The following is a 24,038-nucleotide window of genomic DNA, read 5'->3' on the forward strand; positions in this document are numbered from 1 at the left end:
CGCGCGGACGGTCGTATGTGCAACATTGTCCGGCGTGTTGATATATATCTTCGGACCGCCGCCGGCGTCAGTCGAATATCTCGCGGCGCTCGGACGCCGAGAGTTCGGCGTGAATAGCGTTGGGCGAGCAGTGTTCGCACTCGCGGGCGGGATTAGTGCTCTGCTCGAAGGTCCAAAGCGGCCACCCGAAGAGGAAGAACGCCTCCATCTGGTGGCGCTCGATGATGGCCTCCGCGGGCTTGCCGCAGTTCGGACACCACTCGTCGCCGTCGGCCGGCTCTTGGAACGTCACCTTCCGGCGGCCGAACCCGGCGTTCGAGTACGCCTCGCTTCGGGACATCTCGACGAGGTCCTCGGCAGGATACGGATCGGAATCGACCGCGTTGTCGAAGCCGGTGTCGGTCTCGACGCTCGACGCGAGGTACGGGCCGACGCTGACGGTGTTGTCGTAGCCGACGAAGTGAATCGAAACCGCCGCGCCCCGGCCCTCGACTCGAACCTCGTGGCCGTGGCCGACGAGGTAGAGCTCCACGTCGGAGGTGACTTTCGTGAGGTCGATATCGTGGGCCATGCCGACCGCGTAGACGCCCGTGTCCGGGTCGGTCGCGCTCCCCGACTGCTTCCAGCCGAAGGTGGACACGTCGTAGTCGTCGGGGGCGGCCGCGGGCGTTGCCTCGCCCGCGTAGACGTTCTCCGCGCCGGGTGCCGAAACCGCTCCGTCGGCGGCGTCCGCGGCGATGAACACGTCTTCGGCGTCGCCGAGAAGCACGTCGCCGGCGACCGACTGGACGTAGCCGTCTTCGAGACTGCCGCGGATTTCGGTCTCGACGGCCGCGTCGCCGCCCGTCCCATCGCCGACGGCCGCGTCGTCGGTCACCGGCGCGTGGGTGAACACGTACTCGGCGTTCTGCACCGCGAGGTCGCCGGCGACGCTCGCGCCGCCGACGAACACGTCCGCGGGGTCGCGGAGTTCGACCGGGGGTCGTTCGGAGCCGTTGAGCGTCACGTCGCCGTCGTAGGTGGAAGCGTTTCGGGTCATCGGTGGGTGTTGGGCGTCATCGCTGAGTTGCTCGTTCGGACGTCATCGCTGAGTTTTGGGCCTCATCGTCGTCTCCGTGTGCAGCGCGAGGTCGTACTCCGGGTAGGTGTGGTACGTCTCGTAACCGCCGTCCGCGATGCGGATGGTGGTCCACGCCTCCGGGTCGAACCGGTAGGCGACCGTCGCGTCGTCCGGGCCGGGGAAGGCGTCGAGCGGCCGACCCTCCACGACCGTTCGGGCGTCGAGTCGGTCGCTCTCGAAGCTGAACTCGCGTTCCGCGCCGGCGGACAGCGGCGTCCGATGCGTCCGCTCGTGCGGTAGCGGCTTGCACGAACACAGTTCGTGGAAGTCGAGCGCCGGCAGGCCGACGTAGTGGGACTCGCCGATGACGGTGAGGACCGCCGGTTCGCCCGCGAGCGTCGCCGGGGCGACCGTCTTCACGTCCACGGTCGTCAGGTCGGGGACGTCGGCGCTGTAACCGAAGTACAGTTCCGTCGGTGTCTCGGCCGGCGGCGACGGGTCGGCGGGGGAAGGCGATTCGGTCGTGGAAGGTGGGTGGGAGGGCATGGGGAGTCAGGTGTCGACGAGGATGTCGTAGTTCGGGTGGAAGATGGAGTTCTCGCGGACGCCGCGGTAGTGCGGGACCGCGCGCCACTCGACTGCGCCGTAGTGCTCCTCGCGGGCGCGGACGTACCGCGTCGCGCCGTCGCCGGTGAGTCGGGGGCGGTCGCCGGGGGCGAGCACGTAGAACTGCTCGACGCGCTCGGTCTCGCCGTCGTCGTCGAGGTCCTCGCGCACCCAGTAGGAAAGCTCTTGGGAGAAGCCCGCGGCCCCGACGGTGTTGACGAACGCCTTGTGGTGTTCGGGGTAGGCGTCGGGCGAGTAGCCCCACGTCACCGCGACGCCGTCCTCGGAGAGGTGGGTTCGGACGGAGCGGTAGAACTCCGTCGAGTAGAGGGTGAGCAGGTCGTCGTCGGTCGCGCCGGGGATGTCGAGCAACACGAGGTCGTACGTCTCGTTCGTCTTTTGGAGATAGCGGTAGCCGTCTGAGACCGTCGTGTTCAGTCGGTCGTACTCGTAGGCGTCGTCGTGCCAGCGGGCGAAAAACGGGTCCGTCTTCGCGTCGCGCATGAACTCGCCGTCGAGGTCGACGTGGTCGACGGTGACGCCGTACTCCCGCAGGTGGTCAACGGCAATCCAGTCGCCGCCGCCGACGACGAGCACCTTGGTGTCGGGGCCGGGGTCGACCAGCGACATCGGCACGTCGACCAGCCCCTCGTGGTAGCTGTCGGCCCAACTCTCGCAGAGTTGGACGGCCGCGCCGAGGCGGAGGCACCGTTCTGTCCGCCCGTCGAAGTGCGGGTTCGGGCCGGTGCCGGTCCAGGTTCGGTCGTACCGGATGACGTGCTGGTAGGCGGTCGTCTCCTGTGAGGTGACCGTCGCGCGCATCGCGCCCGGCGGGTACTCGTTTTCTATCTGCTGTTCGAGGTAGAGCTGCGAGAGGCGCTCGTCGGCGGCGTCGTGTTTGGCGACGACGCCCGCGTAGGTCGCGGTCAAGAGGAGGCAGACGACGAGGAGCGTCTTCGAGACGCGGGCGGCCGAAAGCGAGCCGTCGGAGCCGTCCGTTCTGGCGCTGGCGGCCGCGTTCCCGCCGGTGCCGGCGCTGGCGGACGCCTCGTCGCCGCCGAGGGGCCACCACGACCACGCGCCGAAGTGGGCGACGAAGACGAGCGCGGCGACCCCGTTGAGGAGCGCCAGCACGAATATCGTCGGGATGAGGCCGAGACCCGGGTAGAGGACGCGGGCGTAGACGACGGCACCGGCGAGGCCGCCGACGTAGTCCATCGCGAGGATGACAGAGAGGCCGCTTCTTCGGCCCTCGGTCCGCTCGACGGTCCAGAGAGTGCCGACGGCGGCCACGACGAGGTCGTGGATTCGCGTGCCCGCAGTTCGGAGCCACGAGGGCGTCGCTGACCCGTCGTCGTCGAGGTCGTCGAACATGCGGGTCAAAAGCGGGAGTTCGAACCCGGAGAGGAACCCGACGACGACGACCGGCAGGCGGGCGACGGTCCAGACGAATTCCGCGGGCACCGCCTGCGGGATGCGGACGCTGTTGAGGCCGACGATGAGCAGGAAGCCCGCGGGTGCGGCCGCGGCCAAGAGCACCTCGGTGCGGAAGAAGTTCCCGCCGAGGGTCTCGCCGTCGAGGTCGTCCGAAAGCGCCGCGCCGATGCCGAGGCTGAAGAAGTACAGCCCGACCGTGATGACGTACTGAGTGACCGTTCCGCCGTACATCACCGTCAGCAGCTCCGAGTAGACGAACTCGTAGGCGAAGCTACAAAAGGACACCACGAAGGTGAGCGTCAGGAGCGTCGCCGTGTCGGTTCGTGTGTTAGACATCGATGGAAGGCGAGTCGGTCGCGGCGGACGCGACGATGTCGCCGCGGCGGTCGTCGTGGGTCGTCCCGCTCAGATGCGCGGAGATACTTTCCACTCTTCCTCGATGGAGTACCCCGCGTCACCGATGCCGTCGGTGACTTCGAGGTCGTAACACTCCCAGCGGAAGTCGTGGTTCACGTCGTCGCCAACGATGTTCGCGCCGACGCGGTACCAGCCGTCGCGACCCAGTTGGCTCCCGTCGGACATGTCGTACTCGGCGGTGCCGCTCGGGTCCTGTATCTCGCGGTCCCACGGCACCGGGCCGGCGTCGGGCGCGTCGTCGCGCATCGCCGCGGTCGACCCGAGGTAGGCGATGCCGAGCGCGGCGACGCCGACCGGGAACCGGCTCACTTTGCCGGCGTTGTTCTCGTACCAGTCGTCGGCGTAGTCGCCGCCGTGGTACCACGCGTGGCCGTGGACGGTCCGCGGAGCGGAGGCGTAGCCGCCCGTGCCGCGACCGGTCGCACCGCGGCCGCCACCGCCGCCACCCTTTCCTTTCGCGCTCGCGACCCCGACGGGGCTGAGCGCGGCGAGCGACTGCGGGTCGAACCCCGACAGCGACGACTGGTCGGCGGCTTCGTAGCGGGACATCACCCACGTCTGGTCGGCGAGGTCGACGACGAGCGAGCCGTCGGACACCTCGAAGTCGGAGACGACGCTGGACTTTCGCGGGGGAGGGGAGTTCGAGCCGAGACAGCCGGCGAGTCCGCCGGCGGCCCCGAGACCGGTCAGTTGGAGGAACGTGCGGCGCTTCATGGGGACTCTCGTCTCTGTCAATCAGAAAACTAGGATAACAGTCTTGTGGTTCGATACGTTCGGCGTGAGAAAATCGCGCCGGTCGCTGCGTGTCTCGGAACGGGGCCGCGGTGGGCCCGCGACCGCGCCGACCGCCTCGTGTCGCGGCGAACGCACACGAGCGGCTACGCGGCCAGCGGGATGATGATAACGAGGAGCTTCGCGTAGACGACCATGAACAGGAGCGCGAAGGGGTAGGTGTTACCGTAGCCCGCCGCGACCTCGTCGGCTCCGGTGGCGTCGACGGCGGCCGCGAGCCCCTTCGTGTCGGTGTGGCCGCCCGTGATACCGCCGGCGGCGCTAATCCAGTCCATGCCCCAGACGTAGCGAGTGAGCGCGAGCCCGGCGAGGATGGCGATAAAGCTCGTCAGCGCCGAGGCCGCCACGATTTGGAGGCCGTACTCGGAGATGGTGGCGAGGAAGCCGCCGCCGGCGCCGATGCCGACGACCGCGAGGAACATCGCGAGCGTGAACGCCCGAATCTCCGAGAGGATGCCGGTGTCCATCCGCGTCGGCACCGGCCCGACCCGGCCGAAGTAGCCGAAGACGAGCGCGGCGACGAGGACGCCGCCGGTCGTCCCGAGCGAGGGCGTGCCGAACGGTCCCATCGGAATCGGAATCGACCCGACGACCGCGCCGGCGACGATGACGAGCGCGTAGCCCATCACGCTGAACGTCACCTCGGTGACCGACGACCCCGAGTCCTCGTCGTCGGTGCCGCCGATAGCCTCGTCGAAGCCGCGCTTCTCCTCGTCGAGGTCGAGGCGGGCGATGACGGGGTACAACTGCTGGAACACGACGATGACGAGCACGCCGACGACGTAGCCGACCGAGTGGCCGATTTGGTAGTCCTGCCGGGCGGCCGCGGGGAGGGCCTCGATAGCCGACCCCAGACCCGGGCTGCTCGTCAGCGCGCCCGAGAACGACCCCATGATGAGGGGCGTCGACGCGTTGGGGAAGACGAATTGCGTCCAGACGTAGGTGAGCGCCAGCGCGACGGTCGGCATCAGCACCGCGACGGCGACGAAGTTGAGCCCGTACGCCTTGACGGTTCCTTCGATTTCGTGGGCCGCGATGAGGCCGACCGCGGCGACGAACAGCGCCAGCGTGAGGCCGCTGTACGCGTCGGGGACGGTGAAGCCGAAGTGGCCGAGCACCAGCCCCGCGAACAGCGGGCCCGCGACGCCGAACTTGACGCCGCGGAAGCTAATCTTCCCGAGTCCCATCCCGACGAGCACCGCGAGGAACAGGACGAACAGCCCGTTACCGACGAGCGACTCGACTACCGCCACGAGCCATCACCACCGGTACCGAGACGGGACACGCGGGTTGTCGGGCCGCCCCCGGCCGAACGGCGTGACGGGTACTGACATACTTGACTTATCGGTGACATACACGTGAAAGTTCGCAGATACGGCGGATAAGGCTTGATTCGATTCCCACGGGCTGGTGACGACCGAGAATCGCTGTACGATACCGCGAAACACGCTGTATTTGTCGGGGTCTTATCGGGCGCGACTCCGGGAGCGACGCGGCACGGACGGGAGAACGTCAATTATCATCTATGTGAAATGATTCGCGGAGTTCGCTCGCGAACCGGTCCACGGTCAGACGCTCCGGCAGGTCGTTCCGGCCGTCGTGTCCCGTGAGCGAACCGGGTTCGAACGCGGGGTTGCGCTTTTCGACCGTCTCCAGTGGTACCTTGGTCGTGACGGTGAACTGTTCGACCGGCGAGACGAACCCCCAGAGCGCGCCCGCGGTGTTCAGGACGACGAGAATCGGCGTCCACGGAACCGCGAGGAGCGTGAGTTTCGACTCGGACCAGTAGCTCGCGACGCCGACGCCCGTCACGACGAACAGCGTGGCGAACTCGACGAGCGAGCCGACTCGGTAGAGCATCAGGTCGGGGAGCGCGCCGGGGACGAGAAACGTGAGGAGCGTTATCAGCGGGATGAGCGGCGAAAAGCCCCACGCGACGAGGCGGAACTGGAGGAACACCTGATAATGTAGCGGCAGAAGGTCAGAATCCTGTCGCGTCCCCGAGAACCACCGACGGCGCTGTTTGAGCATCGTCGTCACCGACGGCGGGGCCTGATTGCGGAACTTGCAGTCCAGCACGTTGAACTCGAGGTTCGTCGCGCTGGCGGCGCGCCACGCGAAGTCCGTGTCCTCGGTGATGGTCTTCGAGTCCCACGTGATGTCGTTTTCGAGGCGCGTCCGAATCGCGATGCCGCCGCCCCACGCGTACAGCGGGAATCTGAACCGGCCGAACGCCCGCTGCTCGCGCTGGTAGCCGATGCGGAACACCTCCGAGAGATACGTCACCCACGACCCGGTGTACAGCGGGAGTTCCGTAATCTGGACGATGTCGCCCTCCGGCAACCCCTCGAAGTTCGCCATCAGCGTGTCCTCGTCGAGGTAAAGGACGAACTCCTTGTCGCAGGGAATCTCGCGGCGCGCCCATTCGAGCGCCCGGCCCTTGTGGGTCGCCGTACAGGTGAACTCCTCGGGGACGACGTGGACCGACGCACCGTCCACCGAAATCGGCTTCTCAGCGACGACCCGAACGTCCGCGAGGTCGTCGGGGACCGCGTCGACCGTCGATTGGACGATGCCCGCCGCGTCGATGGTGATGACACGGACTTGGATGTCGTCGTAGCCGTAGGCGACGTCGTCGGCGGCGATAGTCTGTCGCCACGCGAGGACGAGCACCTCGACGAACCACGTGAAGACCGACGCCGAGTAGAGCGCGAAGACGGTCCAGACGAGCATCAGGAGGACGAATATCGCCAGCTCGGACTGGACTTCGAACATGTAGATTAGATATACATTTTTGGAGTAATGAATGTACGGACTACGGAATCGGCCGACCCGGTGCGGGCCGAGAGCCGTCGCCCGCGACGAGACGGAGCAGTGCCGGAATCTGAGAACCAGCACAACCCACTTCCCCCGTGTTGACCGACTGACTACCGATGGCTGATTCCACGAGCGGCGTCGCGGAGGCGAAAGCCGACACACTGCGGGAACAACACCTCCAGCTCCTGCTGGAAATCGAGCCCGCAAAGCGCTGTTCGTGCCCGTTAGCCGGCCCCGACTCGGCGGTCGAAGACGTCCACACGCAGCTCGACGGCGACGTCTGCCACGCCGAGGTGACCGTTGGCGACGGAGACGCCTCGAAAGTGGTCCACGCGACGACGAGCGTCGGCGACGACTGTCTCTGCCGGGCGTTCGCCGAGTTCGAGTGCGTACCGCGAATCCGCCGCGCCGACAGCGAGTGTATCGTCGTCGAGACGTATCTCTCGGACCGCGCGGTCATCACCGACCTCGTGGAGCGGCTCGACGAGCTGACCGAGCGCGTCTGTCTCAGGCGACTCACCTCCGACGGACGCGGCGATTCGGCCGAGTCGAAGACGGCGACTATCGACCTCTCGTCGCTCACGGCGAAACAGCGCGAGGCGGCGCTCATCGCCGTCCACCACGGCTACTACGAGACGCCGCGACGGACGGAGTTGGCGACGCTCGCCGAGGCGCTCGGCATCTCGAAGTCGGCGCTCTCCCAGCGGTTGAACGCCGTGGAAGCCAAGCTCGCGACGGCGGTGTTCGACTCCGAGTAATCCCACGACCACCCCGAAAAAACGGCAGACAGCTGACGTTCGAGACGGCTCGGTGCGACGTCGAGTATATAAATCGCTTCATTATCCAGCGGGTGGCCTACCGAGGCTGCCACCCTCGGTACGTGTGTAACCATGAACGACCCACAACAGCCGCGACTGACTCCGCTCGACGAGTGGGAGACGGAAGCGGCGAACATCCTCGACGGGGGCGATTACGACGCCGAGTTGGGACTGCGGATGGCCCGCGACGCGATTCGGGTCTCGAACGGCGAACTCTCAGACGAGGCGTTCCACGAGAAGTACCACGAGGCGGTCGTCGCGGAGTTCGGTGAGGACGCCCGCCCGACCGAACCGGAGGGGTTCGATGAGTGACGACGGACGCGGCTCGACGGGAGGTGGTGGCGACGGCAACGGCGACGGCGTGTTCAGACGCGACGTGCTGAAAGCCAGCGGGGCCGCGGCCGTCGCGCTCGGACTCGGGGGCGGCGGCTACGCCTCCGCGCTGACCGAGGCCGGCGACGAGGCGGCGTCGAGACAGAACCCCGGCATCGAGAGCTACGTCGGACAGGACGAGATTATCAGGACGGCGTGCGCGCCGAACTGCCGCGGGAAATGTCCGCTCGAAGCGCACGTCCGCGACGGGCGCGTCAGGAAAATCGAGCCGCAGATTCCCGAAGACGAGCGGTACAAACGCGCCTGTACCCTCGGGCTGTCGCACACCCAGCGCATCTACAACGCCACGCGGCTCAAGTACCCGATGAAGCGCGTCGGCTGGGAGCCGGGGAGTCCGAACCCCGAGGGCCGCGGCGACGACGCCGAGTTCGAGCGCGTCGCGTGGGACGAGGCGCTCGACTACATCGCCGCGGAGATGGAGCGCGTCCGCGACGACTACGGCCCCGAGAGCGTCTACTTCGAGACGGGGTCGGGGAACAACGGCATCAGCGGCACCATCCAGAGCCGGCTGTCGTCGCTGTTCGGCGGGACCCAAAAATCGTGGTCCATCGACATCAACGTCGGCCTCGGATTCAGCCGGCTCGCCGGGGCCGGCTTCTTCAACGTACCGACCAACGAGGTCGTCGACTGGCGGAACGCGAACACGGTCATCGTCTGGGGGTCCGACATCTTCGCCAGCAACCTCCAACAGGACGCCTCGAAGCTCCTCGACGCGGTCGAAAACGGCGCGAAGCTCGTCTGCGTCGACCCGGTGTTCACGAACACCGCGGCGAAGGCCGACCTCTGGCTCCCCATCAAGCCGGGGAAGGACACGCTCCTGACCCTGTCGATGATTAAGACGGTCCTCGACGACGAGACCTACGACACCGAGTTCCTCCGGAAGCGGACGCTCGGGCCGGCGCTCGTCCGCGACGACACGGGCGAACTGCTCGACGCGAGCGACGTGTTCGACGACGTGACCGAGGACCTGCCCGTCGCGGTGGACGAATCGACGGGCGAACCGGTCGCGCTCGAACCCGAGACGTACGGCGAGTACGCGCTGTTCGGTGAGTACACCGTCGCCGGCGTCGACTGCCACACGGCGCTTTCGCTCCTCGAAGAACACGTCTCCGACTACGACCCCGACGCCGTCGCCGCCGAGGTCGGCATCAACGCCGACAACATCCGGACCGCGGTGCGCTGGCTCGCAACGCGCGGCCCCGGCGGCATCGCCTCCGGCTACGGCGTCGACCGCTACAAGTACGGCCACACCTTCGGGCAGGCGTACGCCATCCTCCTCGGGCTGACCGGCGACTTCGGTCGCCACGGGAGCATTCAGGGGAGCCACCCGCTCGGCGGGTCGTACGACAACGGCGGGTACGACGCCCCCGAGGACGGGCCCGGAACCACATCGCTCCCGCAGACGGACATCCTCACCGCGATAGAGTCCGGCGACCCCTACCAGCTGAAGGTGATGTACTCACAGGAGTCGAACTTCATCGCCAACCAGATGCCGGACAGACAGCGGTGGCTGGAGGCGTCGAAGAACCTCGACCTCATCGCCGTCGCCGACATGCACCACACGCCGTCGGTCCAGCACGCGGACATCATCCTGCCCGCGTCCCACTGGTTCGAACGCGAGGACGTCGTCGACACGTGGGGCGGCCACCCGCACATCATGTACCGCCAGCCGGCCCACGACCCGCTGTGGGAGTCGAAGTCCGACCACTGGATGCTGGTCAGGCTGGCCGAGCGCCTCGGCTTCGGCGACTACTTCAACCGCGACAAGTCGGCGACGCTCCGAGAACTGCTCGCCAACGACGACGAGGTGGACTACGAGACGCTGAAAGAACAGGGAACGGTGAAGGTGAGCACGCCGGTCGTCAAGTTCACCGGGGAGTTCAACACCCCGTCGGGCCGGCTGGAACTGTACGACGAGGACGCGCCGACCGAAGGCGGCGTCACGCTGGAACTGCCGAAGCACATCGAAAGCCGGACGGCCGACGACTGGGACACGGCGGAGGACTACCCGCTGATGTTCATCCAGAAACACTCGAAGTGGCGCATCCACTCGCAGTACGAGTACCAGAACTGGCTGCGGGAGATAAACAACGAGCCGCAGTTGGACATCAACCCGAAGGACGCCGCGGCCCGCGGCATCGAAGACGGCGACTACGTCCGCGTCCACAACGAGCGCGGCGAGATGGTCGTAAAGGCGAAAGTGAACGACGGCATGCAACCCGGGCTGGTGAACACCGACCAGGGCTGGTGGGGAAGCGACTACGTCCGCGGCCACCACAACGACCTGACCCACACGGACGTGTGTGAGGTGACGGGGAACTTCGCGTTCTACGACACCAGAGTCGAGGTCGAACCGGCACCGAGCGACGTCGACACGAGCAAGTACACGAGCGACCAGCCGACCGGTTCGGGCGCGACCAGCGCCGGGGCAGGAGGTGACTGAACATGACTAACTACGGCTTAGTAATCGACCAAGAGCGGTGTATCGGCTGTCACGCCTGCGCCGTGACGTGTAAACAGGAGAACAACGTCGGCCTCGGCCAGTACTGGAACCGCGTGCTCACCGAGGGCGGCGACAAGATGGACACGCCGGCCGGGACGTACCCGGAGAACGGCGAGGACGGCACGCTGGAGATGTCCTACCAGCCGACGGCCTGCCAGCACTGCGACAACGCGCCGTGCGTGAAGGTGTGTCCGGTCAACGCGACCTACACCCGCGAGGACGGCATCGTCGAAATCGACTACGACAAGTGTATCGGCTGTCGCTACTGCATGGCCGCCTGCCCGTACAACGCCCGCGTGTTCAACTGGGACGAACCGCAGACGGTCCCCGAAGACGGGACCGGCGACGTGCCGGCCCGGCCGCAGGGCGTCGTCGAGAAATGTACGTTCTGTTCACACCGCGTCGAGGAGGGGCTCGACCCCGCCTGCGTCGTGAACTGTCCGGCGGACGCCCGCATCTTCGGTGACCTCGACAACGAGGAAAGCACCGTCTCGAAGTACATCAAGAAGTACCAGACGACGCGACTGCTCGAAGACCGCGGCACCGACCCGAAGACGTACTACATCCGCGGCGAGATGAGTCCGGGTCGCCCGCAGACCTCCGACAAGATGGAGAGCGAACTCGACGACGTGTCGGTCTGGTCGGAGCCGAAGGACAACGGTCCGGTCGAGGAAAGCGGCGGAAGCGGCGGCGGCGGGTCGCACGGCTCGCTGTCGAACGACGCGCTTCCGCACGTCCCCGCGTTCGAGGGAGGTGACGACTGATGTCGAGAGAGACCGCCACCTCGCGGTTCGTCGTCCCCGAGTTCGGAAGCGCCGGGAAGCTCTGGGTGGGCTTTCTCGCCGCCGTCGTCTTAGTGGGCGTCGCGGCGTGGGCCTACCAGCTCACCACCGGCCTCGTCGTCACGGGGATGCGCAACGTGTTCTCGTGGGGGCTGTACATCATGATGTTCGTCCTGTTCGTCGGGCTATCGGCCGGCGGGCTCATCATCTCCAGCGCGCCGAAGTTCTTCCACTCGCACCGCTACGAGGGGTTCGCGCGCCTCGGGGTGCTGGTGAGCCTCGCGTGCATCACCGTCGCCGGGCTGCTCATCCTGCCCGACATCGGCCGCCCCGAGCGTCTCTACCAGTTTTTCACCTCGCCGGACTTCCGGTCACCGATGGTGTGGGACTTCGGCATCGTCATCCTCTACGGCGCGCTGAACCTCTGGTATCTCTGGCTCCTGACCCGCCGCGACCTCGCGGCCCGCGGGTCGAGGCTGGCGCTCGGCGTCGAGGACACGGACGCCGGCCGCGAGCGCGACCGGACGCTCATGTTCTGGACCGCCGCCGTCGCACTGCCGACCGCGGTCGCGCTCCACTCGGTCACCGGGTGGATTTTCGCGACGCAAATCGGCCGCGGCGACTGGTTCAGCCCGCTCGTCGCGCCGGTGTTCATCGCCAAGGCGCTCGTCTCCGGGCTCGGTCTGCTGTTGGTCGTGTCCATCCTCGTCTCGCGGTTCACCCGCTTCAGCGTCGACCGCGAGGAGCTGACGAGTCTCGGGAAGGTGCTCGGCATCTTCCTCGCGTTCCACGTCGTCTACCTGCTCGCGGCCGAGCGCCTCCCGCACGCGTGGGCCGACCACTTCGGGTTCTGGGCCATCACCGAAAGCTTCCTCATCGGTGAGTCGGCGTACTTCTGGCTCTGGACGGTCGTCGGCGGGGCGGTCCCGCTTGTCATGCTCGCGCTCCCGTCGTTCCGCAAGCGCGTGTCGGTCATCTTCACCGCCAGCGCCCTCGCGGTGTTCGGGACGACGTTCGAGGGGGTTCGACTGGTCTTCACCGGCTACGACGCGGCCAACATCGACGCCGCGCCCGGCATCTCCGTCGGCGGCGAGTACGCCGGCGTGACGACCGACATCTGGGCGAGTGCGGGGTCGTACACGCCCACGCTCGTCGAGATTGCGGTCACCGCGGGCGTCATCGCCATCGGCGCGCTCATCGTCACCTTCGGACTCCGGTACGTCCCGATTCAGGCGGAGCCCGAATCGACCGCCGTCGCGACCGACGGCGGCGAGACGCGGAGGGAAGACCGATGAGCGAACCCGCCGCCCAAAGCCCGAGCGAGGGGGGCAAGAAGCACGAGGAGCACGCGGCGGCCGGCGACGCCTTCGAATCGGCTCGGACGGCGACGTACGCGGTCCTCGCGGCCTGCTGGCGCGAACCGACTGAGCGGCTGGTCGAAGTCGCAAACGACGGCGAACTGTCGGCGCTTTTCGGCCCGCTGGAGTCGCTCGAACTCCACGCGCTGCGAAGCGAGTACGCCCGGCTGTTCATCGGCCCGGCCGGCCCGCCGTGTCCGCCCTACGAGAGCGTCTACCGCGACAAGACGGACGACGACGAGTTCGGAGAGGTCCTGGGACCGGCGACGACGGCCGTCGAGCGCTGGTATCAGGCGTTCGGCGTCGAGCACCGACCCGAGCAGCGCGACCTGCCGGACCACGTCGCGACGGAACTGGAGTTCTGCGCGCACCTCGCCGAACACGGCCGCGACGACCGCCTCGACCAGTTCCGCGACGAACACCTCACGCAGTGGGTCGACGACCTCTGTGACCGGGTCGAAACCGAGACGCGGTCGCCGTTCTACGCGGCGCTCGCCCGGACGACGCGGGAGGTGGTCAAGAACTGACACTCAGCCGCGTTTGAACCACCGAACCGAATAGAACCACCAGTTCGCTCTCGTACCGAGCCGACTCGGTTTTCGGACTCTTTAAAAGGCCTTAATTATCAGCGGTTACATACACCGTTAGAGTCAACCAATATCGGACTAGTGAGTACGCATGCACGCACAACACGACCGGTCGCGGCCGGTGACCCCCCTCTCCGAGTCGATTCTCGTCTGCGGCGACAGTCGAGCGTCGCTGACCGGGCCAGAGCTACGCAGGTTGCCCGCCGAGGACCGAACGGTGACGGTCGCGTGCGCGTCGGGGACGCGACACACCGCGACGTGGACCGGGGTTCCGGTCCTCGACCTCTTTGCCGACGCCGGCCTCGACGACGAGACGACGCACCTCCTAGTCGAGAGCGCCGACGGCTATCGGGTCTGCATCGACGTGTACGCCGCCCTCGACGCGGTCGTCGCCTACGCCCGCGACGGGACACCGATAGGCGAAGAACACGGCTACGAGACGCGCTTTATCGCGCCCGACGTCGACGGGTCGCGGACGGTGAAAGACGTCCGCGCCGTCGAGGCGCTCGCGCTCGACCCCGCCACCGACCCCGAATCGCTCGAAGACATCTTCAAGAAGCCCTGACCAGATGACGAGAGAGAGACAGAACCGACCGGGCCGGACGGACGCGCCGACAGCGGCGGCCGCGCCGAGTCCACGGCCCGCGCCGGACGCGACAGCCGTCGTCCTCGCCGGCGGCGAGAGCACCCGCTTCGGGCCCGGACACAAGGCTCTCGCGACGCTCGACGGGGAGCCGCTGATTCGGCGCGTCGTCGGGACGCTCCGAGCCGTGGCGGGCCGACCCCCGATAGTCGCGGTTCGGACCGCAGACCAGCGCGAGCGCCTCGCCGCGGCGCTCCCGAGGGACTGGGACGTGCGGTTCGTCCGCGACGACCCGGGTCTGTCGGGACCGCTCGCGGGCGTCGCCGCGGCCGCCGACACAGTCACCACTTCGTGGTTGTTCGTCGCCGGCTGTGATATGCCGCTTCTCGAACCGCACGCGGTGGCGGCGCTGTTCGAGTGCGTCGCGCGGCGAGACGGCGACGGCGAACGTCCCGGACCCTCGGGCGGCGACCGCGACCGCCCCGGTCCGCCGGCCATCGTCCCCGTCTCCGAGCGCGGCCACGAACCGCTTCACGCCCTGTACCGTCGGTCTGCGGTCCGAGACCACGTCTCCGAACTCGCTCCCGACGACGGCCTCGGGGCGCTTTTGGACCGACTCGACGGCGTCGAGTACGTCGGATTCGACGCGCTTCCCGAGAGCGTCGACCGGTCGGTGACGAACGTGAACACGCGCACGGAGTTGGCGCGGGTCGCCGCCGGGGACGAGGTGCGACGATGAGATGCGAGGTGCGGCGATGAGTCGCGACGTATCCACGGACCGGTCGAGCAGGCGGGCGTTCCTCGCGGCCGTCGGCGGAGTCGCGGCCGGCGGCCTCACCGCGACAGCGGGCTGTCTCGGTCGGGCGGGGGCAACACCGACCGTGTCGATTCTCGCCGCCGGAAGCCTCCAGCGGGCGCTCACCACCGAGTTCGAACCGCCGGAGGGAACCCGCGTCGAGGTCGAGGCACACGGCTCCGCGCGCGTGGCCCGGATGGTCGCCGACGGCCAGCGCGACCCCGACATCGTCGCGCTCGCGGACCCGTCGCTGTTCGACGCGCCGCTTTCGGTCCCGTGGTACGCGACGTTCGCCAACAACGCGCTCGTCGTCGCGTACAACCCGCAGACCGACGGCGGGGCGCGGGTCGCCGAGGCCGCGTCGTGGCCCGACGCCCTCCTCGACGACGCGGTCAGCATCGGCCGGACCGACCCCGACCTCGACCCGCTGGGCTACCGGACGCGGTTCGCGCTCGCGCTCGCCGCCGACTACTACGACCGGCCGGCGCTCACGGAGGACCTGCTCCGCCGCGACCAGATATACCCCGAGACGCAACTGCTCGCGCAGTTCGACGCCGGCGGCGTGGACGCGGCGTTCGTCTACCGGAGCATGGCCGTCGAGCGCGACTACCCGTCCCTCGAACTCCCGGCGGCAATCAACCTGAGCGACCCCGACCACGCGTCGGCGTACGCGACAGTCACCTACACGCTCCCGGACGGCGTCACCGTCCGCGGCGGCCCGATTCGGTACGCCGCGACGCGCCGCACCGACACGGCGGCGGCGAAGTCAGTGTTCGAGGCGCTCGTTGGGACCGCCGGCGACTTCCTCGAACCCTCCGGGTTCACCGTGCGCGCGAGCCACCCACACTACTTCGGAGATGTCCCACCGACAGCCTAACCGCCGCGAGCGCGGCGTCACGCGACTCCTGCCCGAGACGTGGCGAGGCCTGACGCTGCTTCTCGCGGGGGTGCTTCTCCTCTACTACCTGCTTCCAATCGGCGCGCTCGTCCTCGCGCAATCGCCGGCGTCGCTGGCCACCGACGTGACGAACGAGGTCGTCCTGACCGCCGCCACCAACTCCGTCGTCGCGGCGACGCTCAGCACGCTGGTCGCCGTCGCCTTCGGCGTCCCCTTGGCCTACTGGCTCTCGCGCACGTCGTTCCGCGGCCGCGACGTGATTCTGGCGCTGGTGATGCTCCCGCTCGTCCTCCCGCCGGTCGTCAGCGGGATGTTACTGCTCAGACTCGTCGGCCCCGCCGGCCTCGGCCAACTGACGAGCGTCCCGCTGACGCGCTCGCTTTTCGGCGTCGTCCTCGCCCAGACCTACGTCGCCTCGCCGTTTCTCGTCGTGACCGCGAAGACGGCCTTCGACGGCGTGGACAGGCAACTCGAAGCGGCGGCCCGCTCGCTCGGTGAGGACCGCGTCGGGAGCGTCCGGCGCGTGACGCTCCCGCTGGCGAAGCAGGGCATCCTCGCCGGCGTGACCCTGACGTTCGCGCGGGCGATAGGCGAGTTCGGCGCGACGCTCATGCTGGCGTACTACCCGCGGACGCTCCCGGTGCAAATCTGGGTGTCGTATCTCTCGACCGGCCTCGACGCCGCGTTCCCGGTCGCGCTCGTCCTCGTCGGCATCGCCGTCGGGGCGATTCTGCTGGTCCACGCGCTGGGGACGAACCCGTGGGAGTGAGGGCCTCGGGGCGAGTCAGGTCAGGTCAGGTCAGGTCAGGTCCGCCGGAGACTGCGGGACGCCGCGCCCGCGCGGCTTCCGAGCGGTGCTAAGAGTTCAACGGACCCGGACAGGCTGTCCGCCGCGTTCTCCCTATCGAAATCCAATCCGAGGCGATTCCTCGGCGACTATATAATACGACAAGAGATATGGGATTTTTCGGCTCGGTGGCGTTTCATTGTTGCGAACGGCGAGACGAATCTGTGCAATCTTGCGGAAACGTACCGGCCACACACCACACTTCATGAAAGGTCTCGCGAATGCAACGGACGGATGACTCCAACAGAAACGTACCTTTGGATCGGTCTTGTACTGTTCCTCGGCGTCGTCGGCGTCCTGGGTTATCTCGGATGGAAACAGACCGAGACCATGTCCGACTTCGCGATTGCAAACGCGGAACTCGGGCCGTATGTGCTGGGATCAGCGTTCGCGGCCACGTTTTTCAGCGCCGCGACGTTCGTCGGATACGTCGGATGGTCGTACAACTACGGGCTGTCAAACCTCTGGCTGTTTCTGACGCTGATCGGAGCCTCTCCGATCGCGTTGATCTTGTTCGCCAAACGGGTTCGCGAGATCAATGTTACGCAGCGGTCGCTGTCCCTTCCAGACTGGGTGGGTGAGTTTTACGGCAGCCAGTTTGTCCGGGTCGGCGCGGCGGTCGCCGTCATGTTCAACCTGTTTTACATCGCCGCCCAGCTCGACGCGGGGGCGCTGTTCTTCACGACGCTGCTCGGCTTCAGCCAGGAGGTTGGGCTGTTCATTATCACCGCACTCGTGGTTCTCTACGTAATCGCCGGTGCCACGTACGCGGACGTGTACACCGACGCCGTACAGGGAGTTCTGATGGCAATAATGGGCGTCGTCGTGTTCGTCTCGGTGTTCTGGACAATCGGCGGCGGGCCGATCGGTGCGTTCATGTCCGTCCAGAACAGTTTGCAGTCGATTAGTCCAGACCTCGTTCAACCGCTCAACGCGGAGTCCGCCCTGTACTACAGTGGATTCGCGATTTTCTCGGTCTTCGTGCTGGAGTTCGCCTTTTCGGCACAGCCCCAGCTGTTCAACAAGGTCCTGGCAATCTCCGATCCGAGCGAGCTGCGGAAGATGATCGTGACGTACGTGCTGATGACGCTCGCGTTCATCCTGGTCATCTTCGGTGGGTTCTATCTGCTCGCTCTGGAGCCCGGAATCGGCTCGGCCGACCAGGCGGTCTTCCTCTATGCGCAAAACTACTTCCCGGCGGTCGTCGGGGCGTTCCTCGGAATCGTGATTCTGGCGGCTGCACTATCGACGACGGACGGTATCTTCATCGTCCTCTCCACCGCGGTCGCGAACGACATCTTCTTGAAATTCCTCGTTGCCGAAGGCTACGTCGAGATGGACGACGACCGGGCAGACCGCGTTTCGAAGTACATCGCTCAGGGCGTCGTCATCGTCAGCGGCGTTATCGCGTACTACATCGCACTCACTGCCCCGTTCAACATCGGGGAGTTGATCTGGGTCGGTATCGCCGGGGTCGCGTCCGCCACCGTTCCACCCGTGATGGTCGGAATCTACTTCCCGGAGTTCGTCACCCGCAAGGCGGCGATGTCCTCGCTCGTCGTCGGTGTGCTCGGCTATCTCGTCATCACGGTCGTGTCGAACTCCCCGAGCGTCTTCGTTCGGGGCACCTACGCGCTGCTCTTGTCGACAGCCGTTATGGTCGGCGTCAGCGCCGTCACGACCCAGGAAGACGGTGTCGCAGAGATCACTGAGAGCTCGGCCGCGACGGGGGGTGACTGAGATGGTAGCGATCATGTGGTACGTGTGGCTGGCAGGGACGGTCACGTCGCTCGTCCTGATATACGCCCTCCTGCGGAGCCTCTACAGCTAATGGACTCCGAACAGACCATCGACGAAACCGCCGCCAGTCTGGGCTTCGAACTGGACCGGGCGGAAATCGAAACGAGTCGCCGGGTCGCGGCGGAGTTAGTAGAAACGACAGAGCGGGTCCGCGAACAGTCGCGGACGGGAGAGCCATCGAACGTTGCAGCCCACAAACAGCTGGCCGACGACTACGGAAGCCTGCTTTCGGGGTACGAAACGCCGCGAACCAACGCGTCAGACGGGCGCTTAGCCGGACTCGAAGTCGGGGTAAAGGACAACATCGCCGTCGCGGGAATCCCGCTCACCTGCGGCGCGGAGAACTTCGACTACGTCCCGGCGTTCGACGCCGCCGTGGTCGAACGGTTGCTCGACGCCGGCGCGAACGTCGTCGGGAAGACGAACATGGACGCCTTTGCATTCGGTCCCAGCGGCGAGTTCAGCGAACGCAGGGACGTGATAAATCCGGTCGCGGAGACTCGCATCCCCGGCGGGTCGTCCAGCGGGAGCGGTGTCGCAGTCGCGGCCGGGCTCGTCGATGTCGCTCTCGGCACCGACACGGGCGGCAGCGTCCGCATCCCCGCCGCCGCAACAGGGACCGTCGGGGTGAAACCAACGAACGGGACCGTCCCCACTCACGGTGTCGTGCCGTTTGCGCCATCTCTAGACACCGTTGGTCCCATTGCCCGGACCGTGCGAACGGCCAAAGACGCGTTGCACGCGCTTCAGTCCGACGAGCGAGTGGAGACACCGCGATCGGAGACGCCAACCGCCGACGCACCCACAATCGGAATCCTCACATCGCTGTTCGAGGCGTCATCGGAGACAGTCACCGCGGCGTTGAACGCCGCGCTGGCGGAGGTTCGAGACGCGGTCGACGTCACGGAAGTCACCGTACCGCTCGGCGCAATCGAGCAGGCGTATTCACTCGTCGGGTCCACGGAGTTCGCGTGGTATATTCGGCAGCGAGGGACGATTCGCGGCGTCGGCTCGACGTACAATCAGCGGTGGGGAAGCGCACTGTGCCGGTATATCGAACGCGGCGGGTTCAGCGACCATGTCGCGAAGCGCGTCCTTCCCGCGGCCCACCTAGACGTTCGTCAACGTGGGTCGCAGTACATCGCGGGACGCACCGAAGCGCGTCGGTTCGAAAAAGCGGTCGAAAATGCCTTCAGCGATGTCGACGTCCTGCTCTCACCGACGCTTCGGACCCTCCCTCACGAACGTGGCGAAATCACGGCCGACGAGGGGAAATTCGATCTGCTCGGGAACACCGCTCCCTTCAATCTCAGCGGCCATCCGGCCGTTACGGTACCCGTCGCGCGGGCGGACGGACTCCCCGTGAGCGCGCAGATTATCGCGCCGAAACACGACGACGACGCCGCCCTCGCGGCGGCCGAACTCATCGAGTCTCTCACCGACGGCTTCACCGGCTAACCCTCGTCTCGGCCCTGATTTTCACACGCCCCGCTTGTGGGCGATGTTTAGTTCGAGCTCGTTCGTCTCGCCGAGCAGTTGCGAGCGAATCTCTTTTTCGAACCCGTCTTCTTCGAAACGCTTCGTCGGCCCGGAGACACTGATCGCCCCGACGACACCGCCGTCCGCTTTTCGAACCGGCGCGCCGATCGCGTTGAGACCCTCTATGTGCTCTTCGTGATTAACCGCATAGCCCTGCTCGCGCATCTGGTCGAGTTCGTCGCGTAACTCCTCGAAGTCGGTCGTGGTGTTGGGCGTTTCCTCGGTGAGTGAGTCATCGAGAATGTCCCGCGTTCTGTGGTCCGGCAGGAACGCCAACACGGCTTTTCCGGCCGAGGTCGCGTGCAGCGGCATCCGAGAGCCAACGAACGGTTCGGTATCGACGGCGTGTTCTCCCCGCGCTCGGAACACGCAGTAGCCGACCCCGTCTTGTTCGACCAAGAACTGGACCTTTTCGCCCGTCTTCCGCGCGATCTCGTCTACCTTCTCCTGTACCAACTGGAAGATTTTCCCTCTGTTTCGCGATTCCTCTCCGAGCGTCAGCAGTTCGAAGCCCAGTCTGAACTCCCCTTCGTCGTGGCTCACGAAGTGGTGTTCATTCAACGTCCGTAGATGCCGATGAACCGTACTTTTCGCCAGGGGGACTTCGTCGGTGATCTCCGAGAGCGTCGCCGAATTCCGTTTTCTGATGAGAGACAGGATATCGATTGCCGATTCGACTGCTTGGACTGTCTCGTTTGGGCGTCCGGTAGTCACGCGTTGTCACACGTCGGAAATCGTATTCAGCCTTCTGTCACCAGCATCTCTCCGTCGGCCGCACCACAGTCTCGTGGGACGCTTGATTCCGTCGGTCGCGCTCGGAGGAGTCAGAAGGGTTTGAAGCTGTCGCAACGCGAGCAGTTCTCCCCATTACGGCCCCATTTATCCCGCCGTCCCCAACTCACGACTGCATATGGTCGACGACATCGCCACCGACGCCGATTGGAACGCGCTGTACATCGACGGCGAGTGGACCGAAAGCGAGAGCGGCGAGAGCATCGCGGTCGAGGACCCGTCGACCCGCGAGACGGTCGCGCACGTCCCTCGCGGGACGGAGGCCGACGTGGACGCCGCCTACGAGGCGGCCGCCGAAGCCCAGGAGTCGTGGGCCGAAGCGCCGCCCGCGCGGCGGCAGGAGGTCGTCGAGCAGTTCCTCCAGAAGCTGCGTGAGTACGAAGACGAGATTATCGACCTCCTCGCACACGAGGTCGGCGGCTCGCGCATCATGGGCGAGACCTCCATCCAAATCGCCTCCGACCACGCGAGCGAGGCCGCGACGCTGCCCCGTCGGATGCGGGGCGAGCACGTCGCCTCCAACATCCCCGGCAAGGAGAACATCGTCCAGAAGAACCCGAAGGGCGTGGTGACGGTCATCTCGCCCTGGAACTTCCCGCTGAACCTGTCGATGCGGGCGGTCGCGCCCGCCGTCGCCGCGGGGAACGCGGTCGTACTGAAGCCGTCGACCAACTCCCCCATCACGGGCGGGTTGCTGTTCGCCAAGCTGTTCGAGGAGACCGACCTCCCCGACGGCGTCGTCAACGTCGTCACCGGCCGCGGCTCCGAAATCGGTGACCGCGTCGCCGGACACCCCGAGAGCGACGTGGTGGCGTTCACCGGCTCCACCGAGGTCGGCAAGCGCGTCTCGGGCATCGCCGGCGAGAACCTCGCCGTGCCCGCGATGGAACTCGGCGGGAACAACGCCCACGTCGTGACCGAGGGCGCGGACGTCGACCGCGCGGTCGACGCCGCGGTCTTCGGGAGCTTCGTCCACCAGGGACAGGTCTGTATCTCCATCAACCGCCACATCGTCCACGAATCGGTGTACGACGAGTACGTCGAGAAGCTGACCGCCCGGGCCGAGGAGTTGCCCGTCGGCTCCGCCCACGAGGACGACACGGTCGTCGGCCCCATCATCGACGAATCCCAGCGCGACGAGATGCTGGGCTACGTCGAGGAGACGGTCGCCGCCGGCGCGACGCTGGAAACCGGCGGCTCGACGGCCGACCTCGACGGCGTCGACGACTCGCTTGTCGTCCGGCCGACCGTCCTCTCGGCCGTGACCAACGACATGGCCGCGGCCTGCAACGAGCACTTCGGCCCCATCGCGCCCGTCATCCCCTTCTCGGACATCGACGAGGCGGTCGAACTCGCCAACGCGACCGAGTACGGCCTCTCCGGGTCGGTCCACGCCGGCGACCTCGCCACCGGCAAGGAGATAGCCACCCGCATGGAGACCGGCAACGTCCACGTCAACGACCAGCCCATCAACGACGAGGCGCACGTCCCGTTCAGCGGCATCGGAGCCTCCGGCGTCGGCACCTACAACAGCGACGCCTTCCTCGACGAAATCACGGAGGACAAGTGGATTTCCCTCCAGCACGAACCGCGCGACTACCCGCTGTAAGCCGGACGACGCCGGTCTGAGCACGACCCACGGACAGTAGCCCGCGACGACACGACCGTTCCGCGAAACATCCGAACCGACACCCACCTTCTTTACGGAGCGTTCCGTGGTCGCGAACAGAGGACTCGATGACACCGAAACAGGGTGGACACACACCGCTTTCTCCTCGCGCGACGCGAGCGTTCGAGCACCTTCGGCCACTCGTCGCTGACCGCGACGCCGGGATGCCCGTGGCGGACGCGCGCCAACGAGTTCGCTCGGCGGGTGAAGACCCCGCGGCCGTCGACGAACTCCTGAACAAGGGCTATCTCTACGAAGTCGAAGGCGACGTGTTCGTGACGTGAGCGCTGCCGCGCCGGCCTGACCGGACGCGACGAAGTGCGAGGCCGCACCGACCGCGATCCGCTCGCGGGAGTCGGGTGCGACTATCCTGTGACACGCGAAGATTTTCGGCTATATAGCACCCGTGCGACTCGTGAGACGCACATATCCGTCACGAGAATCGAGAGGAGCCACGAGATACTTACACCGCGAGCGAGACGTGCGGGGTGCATCATGAAGAAGGTCCTCGCACGAATCGGAATCGGCAACGCGACCGTCGATACCGTCCTCCCCTCCGACACCGTCCGCCCCGGCGAGACGGTCGATGCAGAAGTGCGCATCGAAGGGGGTTCGACAGAACAGGAAATCGGGAAGATTCGGTTCGAACTGGAGACCCGCTACCGGACCGAAGAGGGCTACCGAGAGGTGGATATCGCGCAGTACACCCTCACGGAAAGCCTCACTATCCAACCGGACGAACAAGAGACACGGGACGTGTCACTCGACATTCCCCACGGGACGCCCGTCACACTCGGGAACGTCGACGTGTGGGTCGAGACCGAACTCGACATCGAACTGGCCGTCGACCCCGAAGACAAAGACTACCTGAACGTCCAGCCGACGCCGCGGCTGCAAGCCGTCTTCGACGCGCTCGACGACCTCGGCTTCTCGCTGCACACCGCCGAGTGCGAGGCCGACCCCCACGGCGTGTTCACCTCGTCGCGGCGCTTCGTCCAAGAGTTCGAGTTCCGACCCACGTCGGGACCGTTCGCCGGCGATGTAGACGAACTCGAAGTCGTGCCGCGGCCGGGCGAAAACGGGCTCGAACTGTTCCTCGAAGTCGACCGCCGCGGCGGCGTGCTGAGCGAACTCAGCGACTTGGACGAGCGGACCGTCCAGACGACGGTTCGGACCACCGACGTGAGCGACGTGCGCGACGAGCTGGAGTCGCTGATTCGCGCCAACGCCTGACGGCGGCGCACGGGGCGAATTACCCCAACTCACTTCCGGCGACCCAACGTTTTTGCGTCGATTCGGCGTATCTCTGCCGGCATGACGACACTCGAAGACATCGACCTGGACTTCGTCCCGTTCGGTGAGACGGGCCTCCAGACGAGCGAACTCCAGTTCGGGACGTGGCGGTTCGGCAAGGAGACCGAACAGGGGAACGTCGAAATCGACGAGGAGCGCGCGCACGAACTGCTCGACGCTTACGAGGCGGCCGGCGGTCGCTTCATCGACACCGCAGACATCTACGGCTGTCTCTTATACACATCTCTGAT

At 66.5% G+C, this 24,038-nt stretch carries 23 protein-coding genes; 16 read left to right on the forward strand and 7 right to left on the reverse strand.

Annotation, left to right across the window (positions count from 1 at the left end; genetic code table 11):
* Nucleotides 1–67: 67 nt before the first annotated feature.
* The 6 genes from C458_RS02660 to C458_RS02685 form a co-directional block, all read right to left on the reverse strand.
* Nucleotides 68–1,039: a hypothetical protein gene (locus tag C458_RS02660; protein ID WP_008572981.1), complete on the reverse strand. Its 972-nt coding sequence runs from the start codon at nt 1,037–1,039 to the stop codon at nt 68–70.
* 42 nt (nt 1,040–1,081) lie between these two features.
* Nucleotides 1,082–1,606, reverse strand: coding sequence for a hypothetical protein (locus tag C458_RS02665; RefSeq protein WP_008572982.1), 525 nt, complete (start codon nt 1,604–1,606; stop codon nt 1,082–1,084).
* 6 nt (nt 1,607–1,612) lie between these two features.
* Entirely contained in the window at nt 1,613–3,439 is a 1,827-nt protein-coding gene (locus tag C458_RS02670) for a spermidine synthase (protein ID WP_008572983.1), read from the reverse strand.
* A 69-nt stretch (nt 3,440–3,508) separates the two neighbouring features.
* On the reverse strand, nt 3,509–4,234 hold the full coding sequence (locus C458_RS02675) for a hypothetical protein (protein WP_008572984.1): 726 nt from the start codon (nt 4,232–4,234) through the stop codon (nt 3,509–3,511).
* A gap of 164 nt (nt 4,235–4,398) precedes the next feature.
* On the reverse strand, nt 4,399–5,565 hold the full coding sequence (locus C458_RS02680) for a hypothetical protein (protein WP_008572985.1): 1,167 nt from the start codon (nt 5,563–5,565) through the stop codon (nt 4,399–4,401).
* 259 nt (nt 5,566–5,824) lie between these two features.
* On the reverse strand, nt 5,825–7,087 hold the full coding sequence (locus C458_RS02685; RefSeq protein ID WP_008572986.1) for a glycosyltransferase family 2 protein: 1,263 nt from the start codon (nt 7,085–7,087) through the stop codon (nt 5,825–5,827).
* A 158-nt stretch (nt 7,088–7,245) separates the two neighbouring features.
* Between C458_RS02685 and C458_RS02690 the strand changes: the two genes are divergently transcribed.
* From C458_RS02690 to C458_RS02745, 12 genes are all read left to right on the forward strand, one after another.
* Nucleotides 7,246–7,887, forward strand: a complete 642-nt coding sequence (locus tag C458_RS02690; RefSeq protein WP_008572987.1) for a helix-turn-helix domain-containing protein — start codon at nt 7,246–7,248, stop codon at nt 7,885–7,887.
* 132 nt (nt 7,888–8,019) lie between these two features.
* On the forward strand, nt 8,020–8,259 hold the full coding sequence (locus C458_RS02695) for a 4Fe-4S ferredoxin N-terminal domain-containing protein (protein WP_004041173.1): 240 nt from the start codon (nt 8,020–8,022) through the stop codon (nt 8,257–8,259).
* Nucleotides 8,252–10,783, forward strand: a complete 2,532-nt coding sequence (locus tag C458_RS02700) for a molybdopterin-dependent oxidoreductase (RefSeq protein WP_008572988.1) — start codon at nt 8,252–8,254, stop codon at nt 10,781–10,783. Before C458_RS02695 ends, C458_RS02700 begins: the two co-directional genes overlap by 8 nt.
* 2 nt (nt 10,784–10,785) lie before the next feature.
* Nucleotides 10,786–11,607: a sulfate reduction electron transfer complex DsrMKJOP subunit DsrO gene (dsrO, locus tag C458_RS02705; protein ID WP_008572989.1), complete on the forward strand. Its 822-nt coding sequence runs from the start codon at nt 10,786–10,788 to the stop codon at nt 11,605–11,607.
* On the forward strand, nt 11,607–12,920 hold the full coding sequence (gene nrfD, locus C458_RS02710; protein WP_008572990.1) for an NrfD/PsrC family molybdoenzyme membrane anchor subunit: 1,314 nt from the start codon (nt 11,607–11,609) through the stop codon (nt 12,918–12,920). The genes dsrO and nrfD overlap by 1 nt, the downstream gene beginning before the upstream one ends.
* Nucleotides 12,917–13,510: a molecular chaperone gene (locus C458_RS02715; protein WP_008572991.1), complete on the forward strand. Its 594-nt coding sequence runs from the start codon at nt 12,917–12,919 to the stop codon at nt 13,508–13,510. Before nrfD ends, C458_RS02715 begins: the two co-directional genes overlap by 4 nt.
* A gap of 151 nt (nt 13,511–13,661) precedes the next feature.
* Nucleotides 13,662–14,135 carry a molybdopterin-dependent oxidoreductase gene (locus C458_RS02720; protein ID WP_008572992.1) on the forward strand — a complete coding sequence of 158 codons (474 nt, stop codon included), beginning with the start codon at nt 13,662–13,664 and terminating at the stop codon, nt 14,133–14,135.
* Nucleotides 14,136–14,139: 4 nt separating this feature from the next.
* Nucleotides 14,140–14,892 (forward strand): molybdenum cofactor guanylyltransferase, encoded by a 753-nt coding sequence (locus tag C458_RS02725; protein ID WP_008572993.1) that lies wholly within the window; start codon nt 14,140–14,142, stop codon nt 14,890–14,892.
* Nucleotides 14,893–14,908: 16 nt separating this feature from the next.
* Complete coding sequence (locus tag C458_RS02730; RefSeq protein WP_008572994.1) at nt 14,909–15,826, forward strand: extracellular solute-binding protein; 918 nt, start codon at nt 14,909–14,911, stop codon at nt 15,824–15,826.
* Nucleotides 15,807–16,616 carry a molybdenum ABC transporter permease gene (locus C458_RS02735; RefSeq protein WP_008572995.1) on the forward strand — a complete coding sequence of 270 codons (810 nt, stop codon included), beginning with the start codon at nt 15,807–15,809 and terminating at the stop codon, nt 16,614–16,616. The genes C458_RS02730 and C458_RS02735 overlap by 20 nt, the downstream gene beginning before the upstream one ends.
* Nucleotides 16,617–16,928: 312 nt before the next feature.
* Complete coding sequence (locus C458_RS02740) at nt 16,929–18,434, forward strand: sodium:solute symporter (RefSeq protein WP_008572996.1); 1,506 nt, start codon at nt 16,929–16,931, stop codon at nt 18,432–18,434.
* Between the two features lie 90 nt (nt 18,435–18,524).
* Nucleotides 18,525–19,952 carry an amidase gene (locus tag C458_RS02745; RefSeq protein WP_008572997.1) on the forward strand — a complete coding sequence of 476 codons (1,428 nt, stop codon included), beginning with the start codon at nt 18,525–18,527 and terminating at the stop codon, nt 19,950–19,952.
* 21 nt (nt 19,953–19,973) lie between these two features.
* Here C458_RS02745 and C458_RS02750 read toward each other — a convergent pair whose 3' ends face one another.
* Nucleotides 19,974–20,747, reverse strand: a complete 774-nt coding sequence (locus C458_RS02750) for an IclR family transcriptional regulator (RefSeq protein WP_192815224.1) — start codon at nt 20,745–20,747, stop codon at nt 19,974–19,976.
* Nucleotides 20,748–20,943: 196 nt separating this feature from the next.
* On the opposite strand from C458_RS02750, the gene C458_RS02755 reads away from it, so the two are divergent.
* The 4 genes from C458_RS02755 to C458_RS02770 form a co-directional block, all read left to right on the forward strand.
* On the forward strand, nt 20,944–22,434 hold the full coding sequence (locus tag C458_RS02755) for an aldehyde dehydrogenase family protein (RefSeq protein WP_008573000.1): 1,491 nt from the start codon (nt 20,944–20,946) through the stop codon (nt 22,432–22,434).
* Between the two features lie 128 nt (nt 22,435–22,562).
* The gene (locus tag C458_RS02760; protein ID WP_049897149.1) at nt 22,563–22,778 is read left to right on the forward strand and encodes a hypothetical protein; all 216 of its coding nucleotides are present in this window, start codon (nt 22,563–22,565) and stop codon (nt 22,776–22,778) included.
* Nucleotides 22,779–22,989: 211 nt separating this feature from the next.
* Nucleotides 22,990–23,727: a sporulation protein gene (locus tag C458_RS02765; RefSeq protein WP_008573002.1), complete on the forward strand. Its 738-nt coding sequence runs from the start codon at nt 22,990–22,992 to the stop codon at nt 23,725–23,727.
* An 81-nt stretch (nt 23,728–23,808) separates the two neighbouring features.
* Nucleotides 23,809–24,038: aldo/keto reductase (locus tag C458_RS02770; RefSeq protein ID WP_008573004.1), on the forward strand; the 230-nt coding region annotated here is incomplete at its 3' end.

Origin of the sequence: Haloferax sp. ATCC BAA-644 (assembly GCF_000336975.1) — an archaeon.
GTDB lineage: Archaea > Halobacteriota > Halobacteria > Halobacteriales > Haloferacaceae > Haloferax > Haloferax volcanii.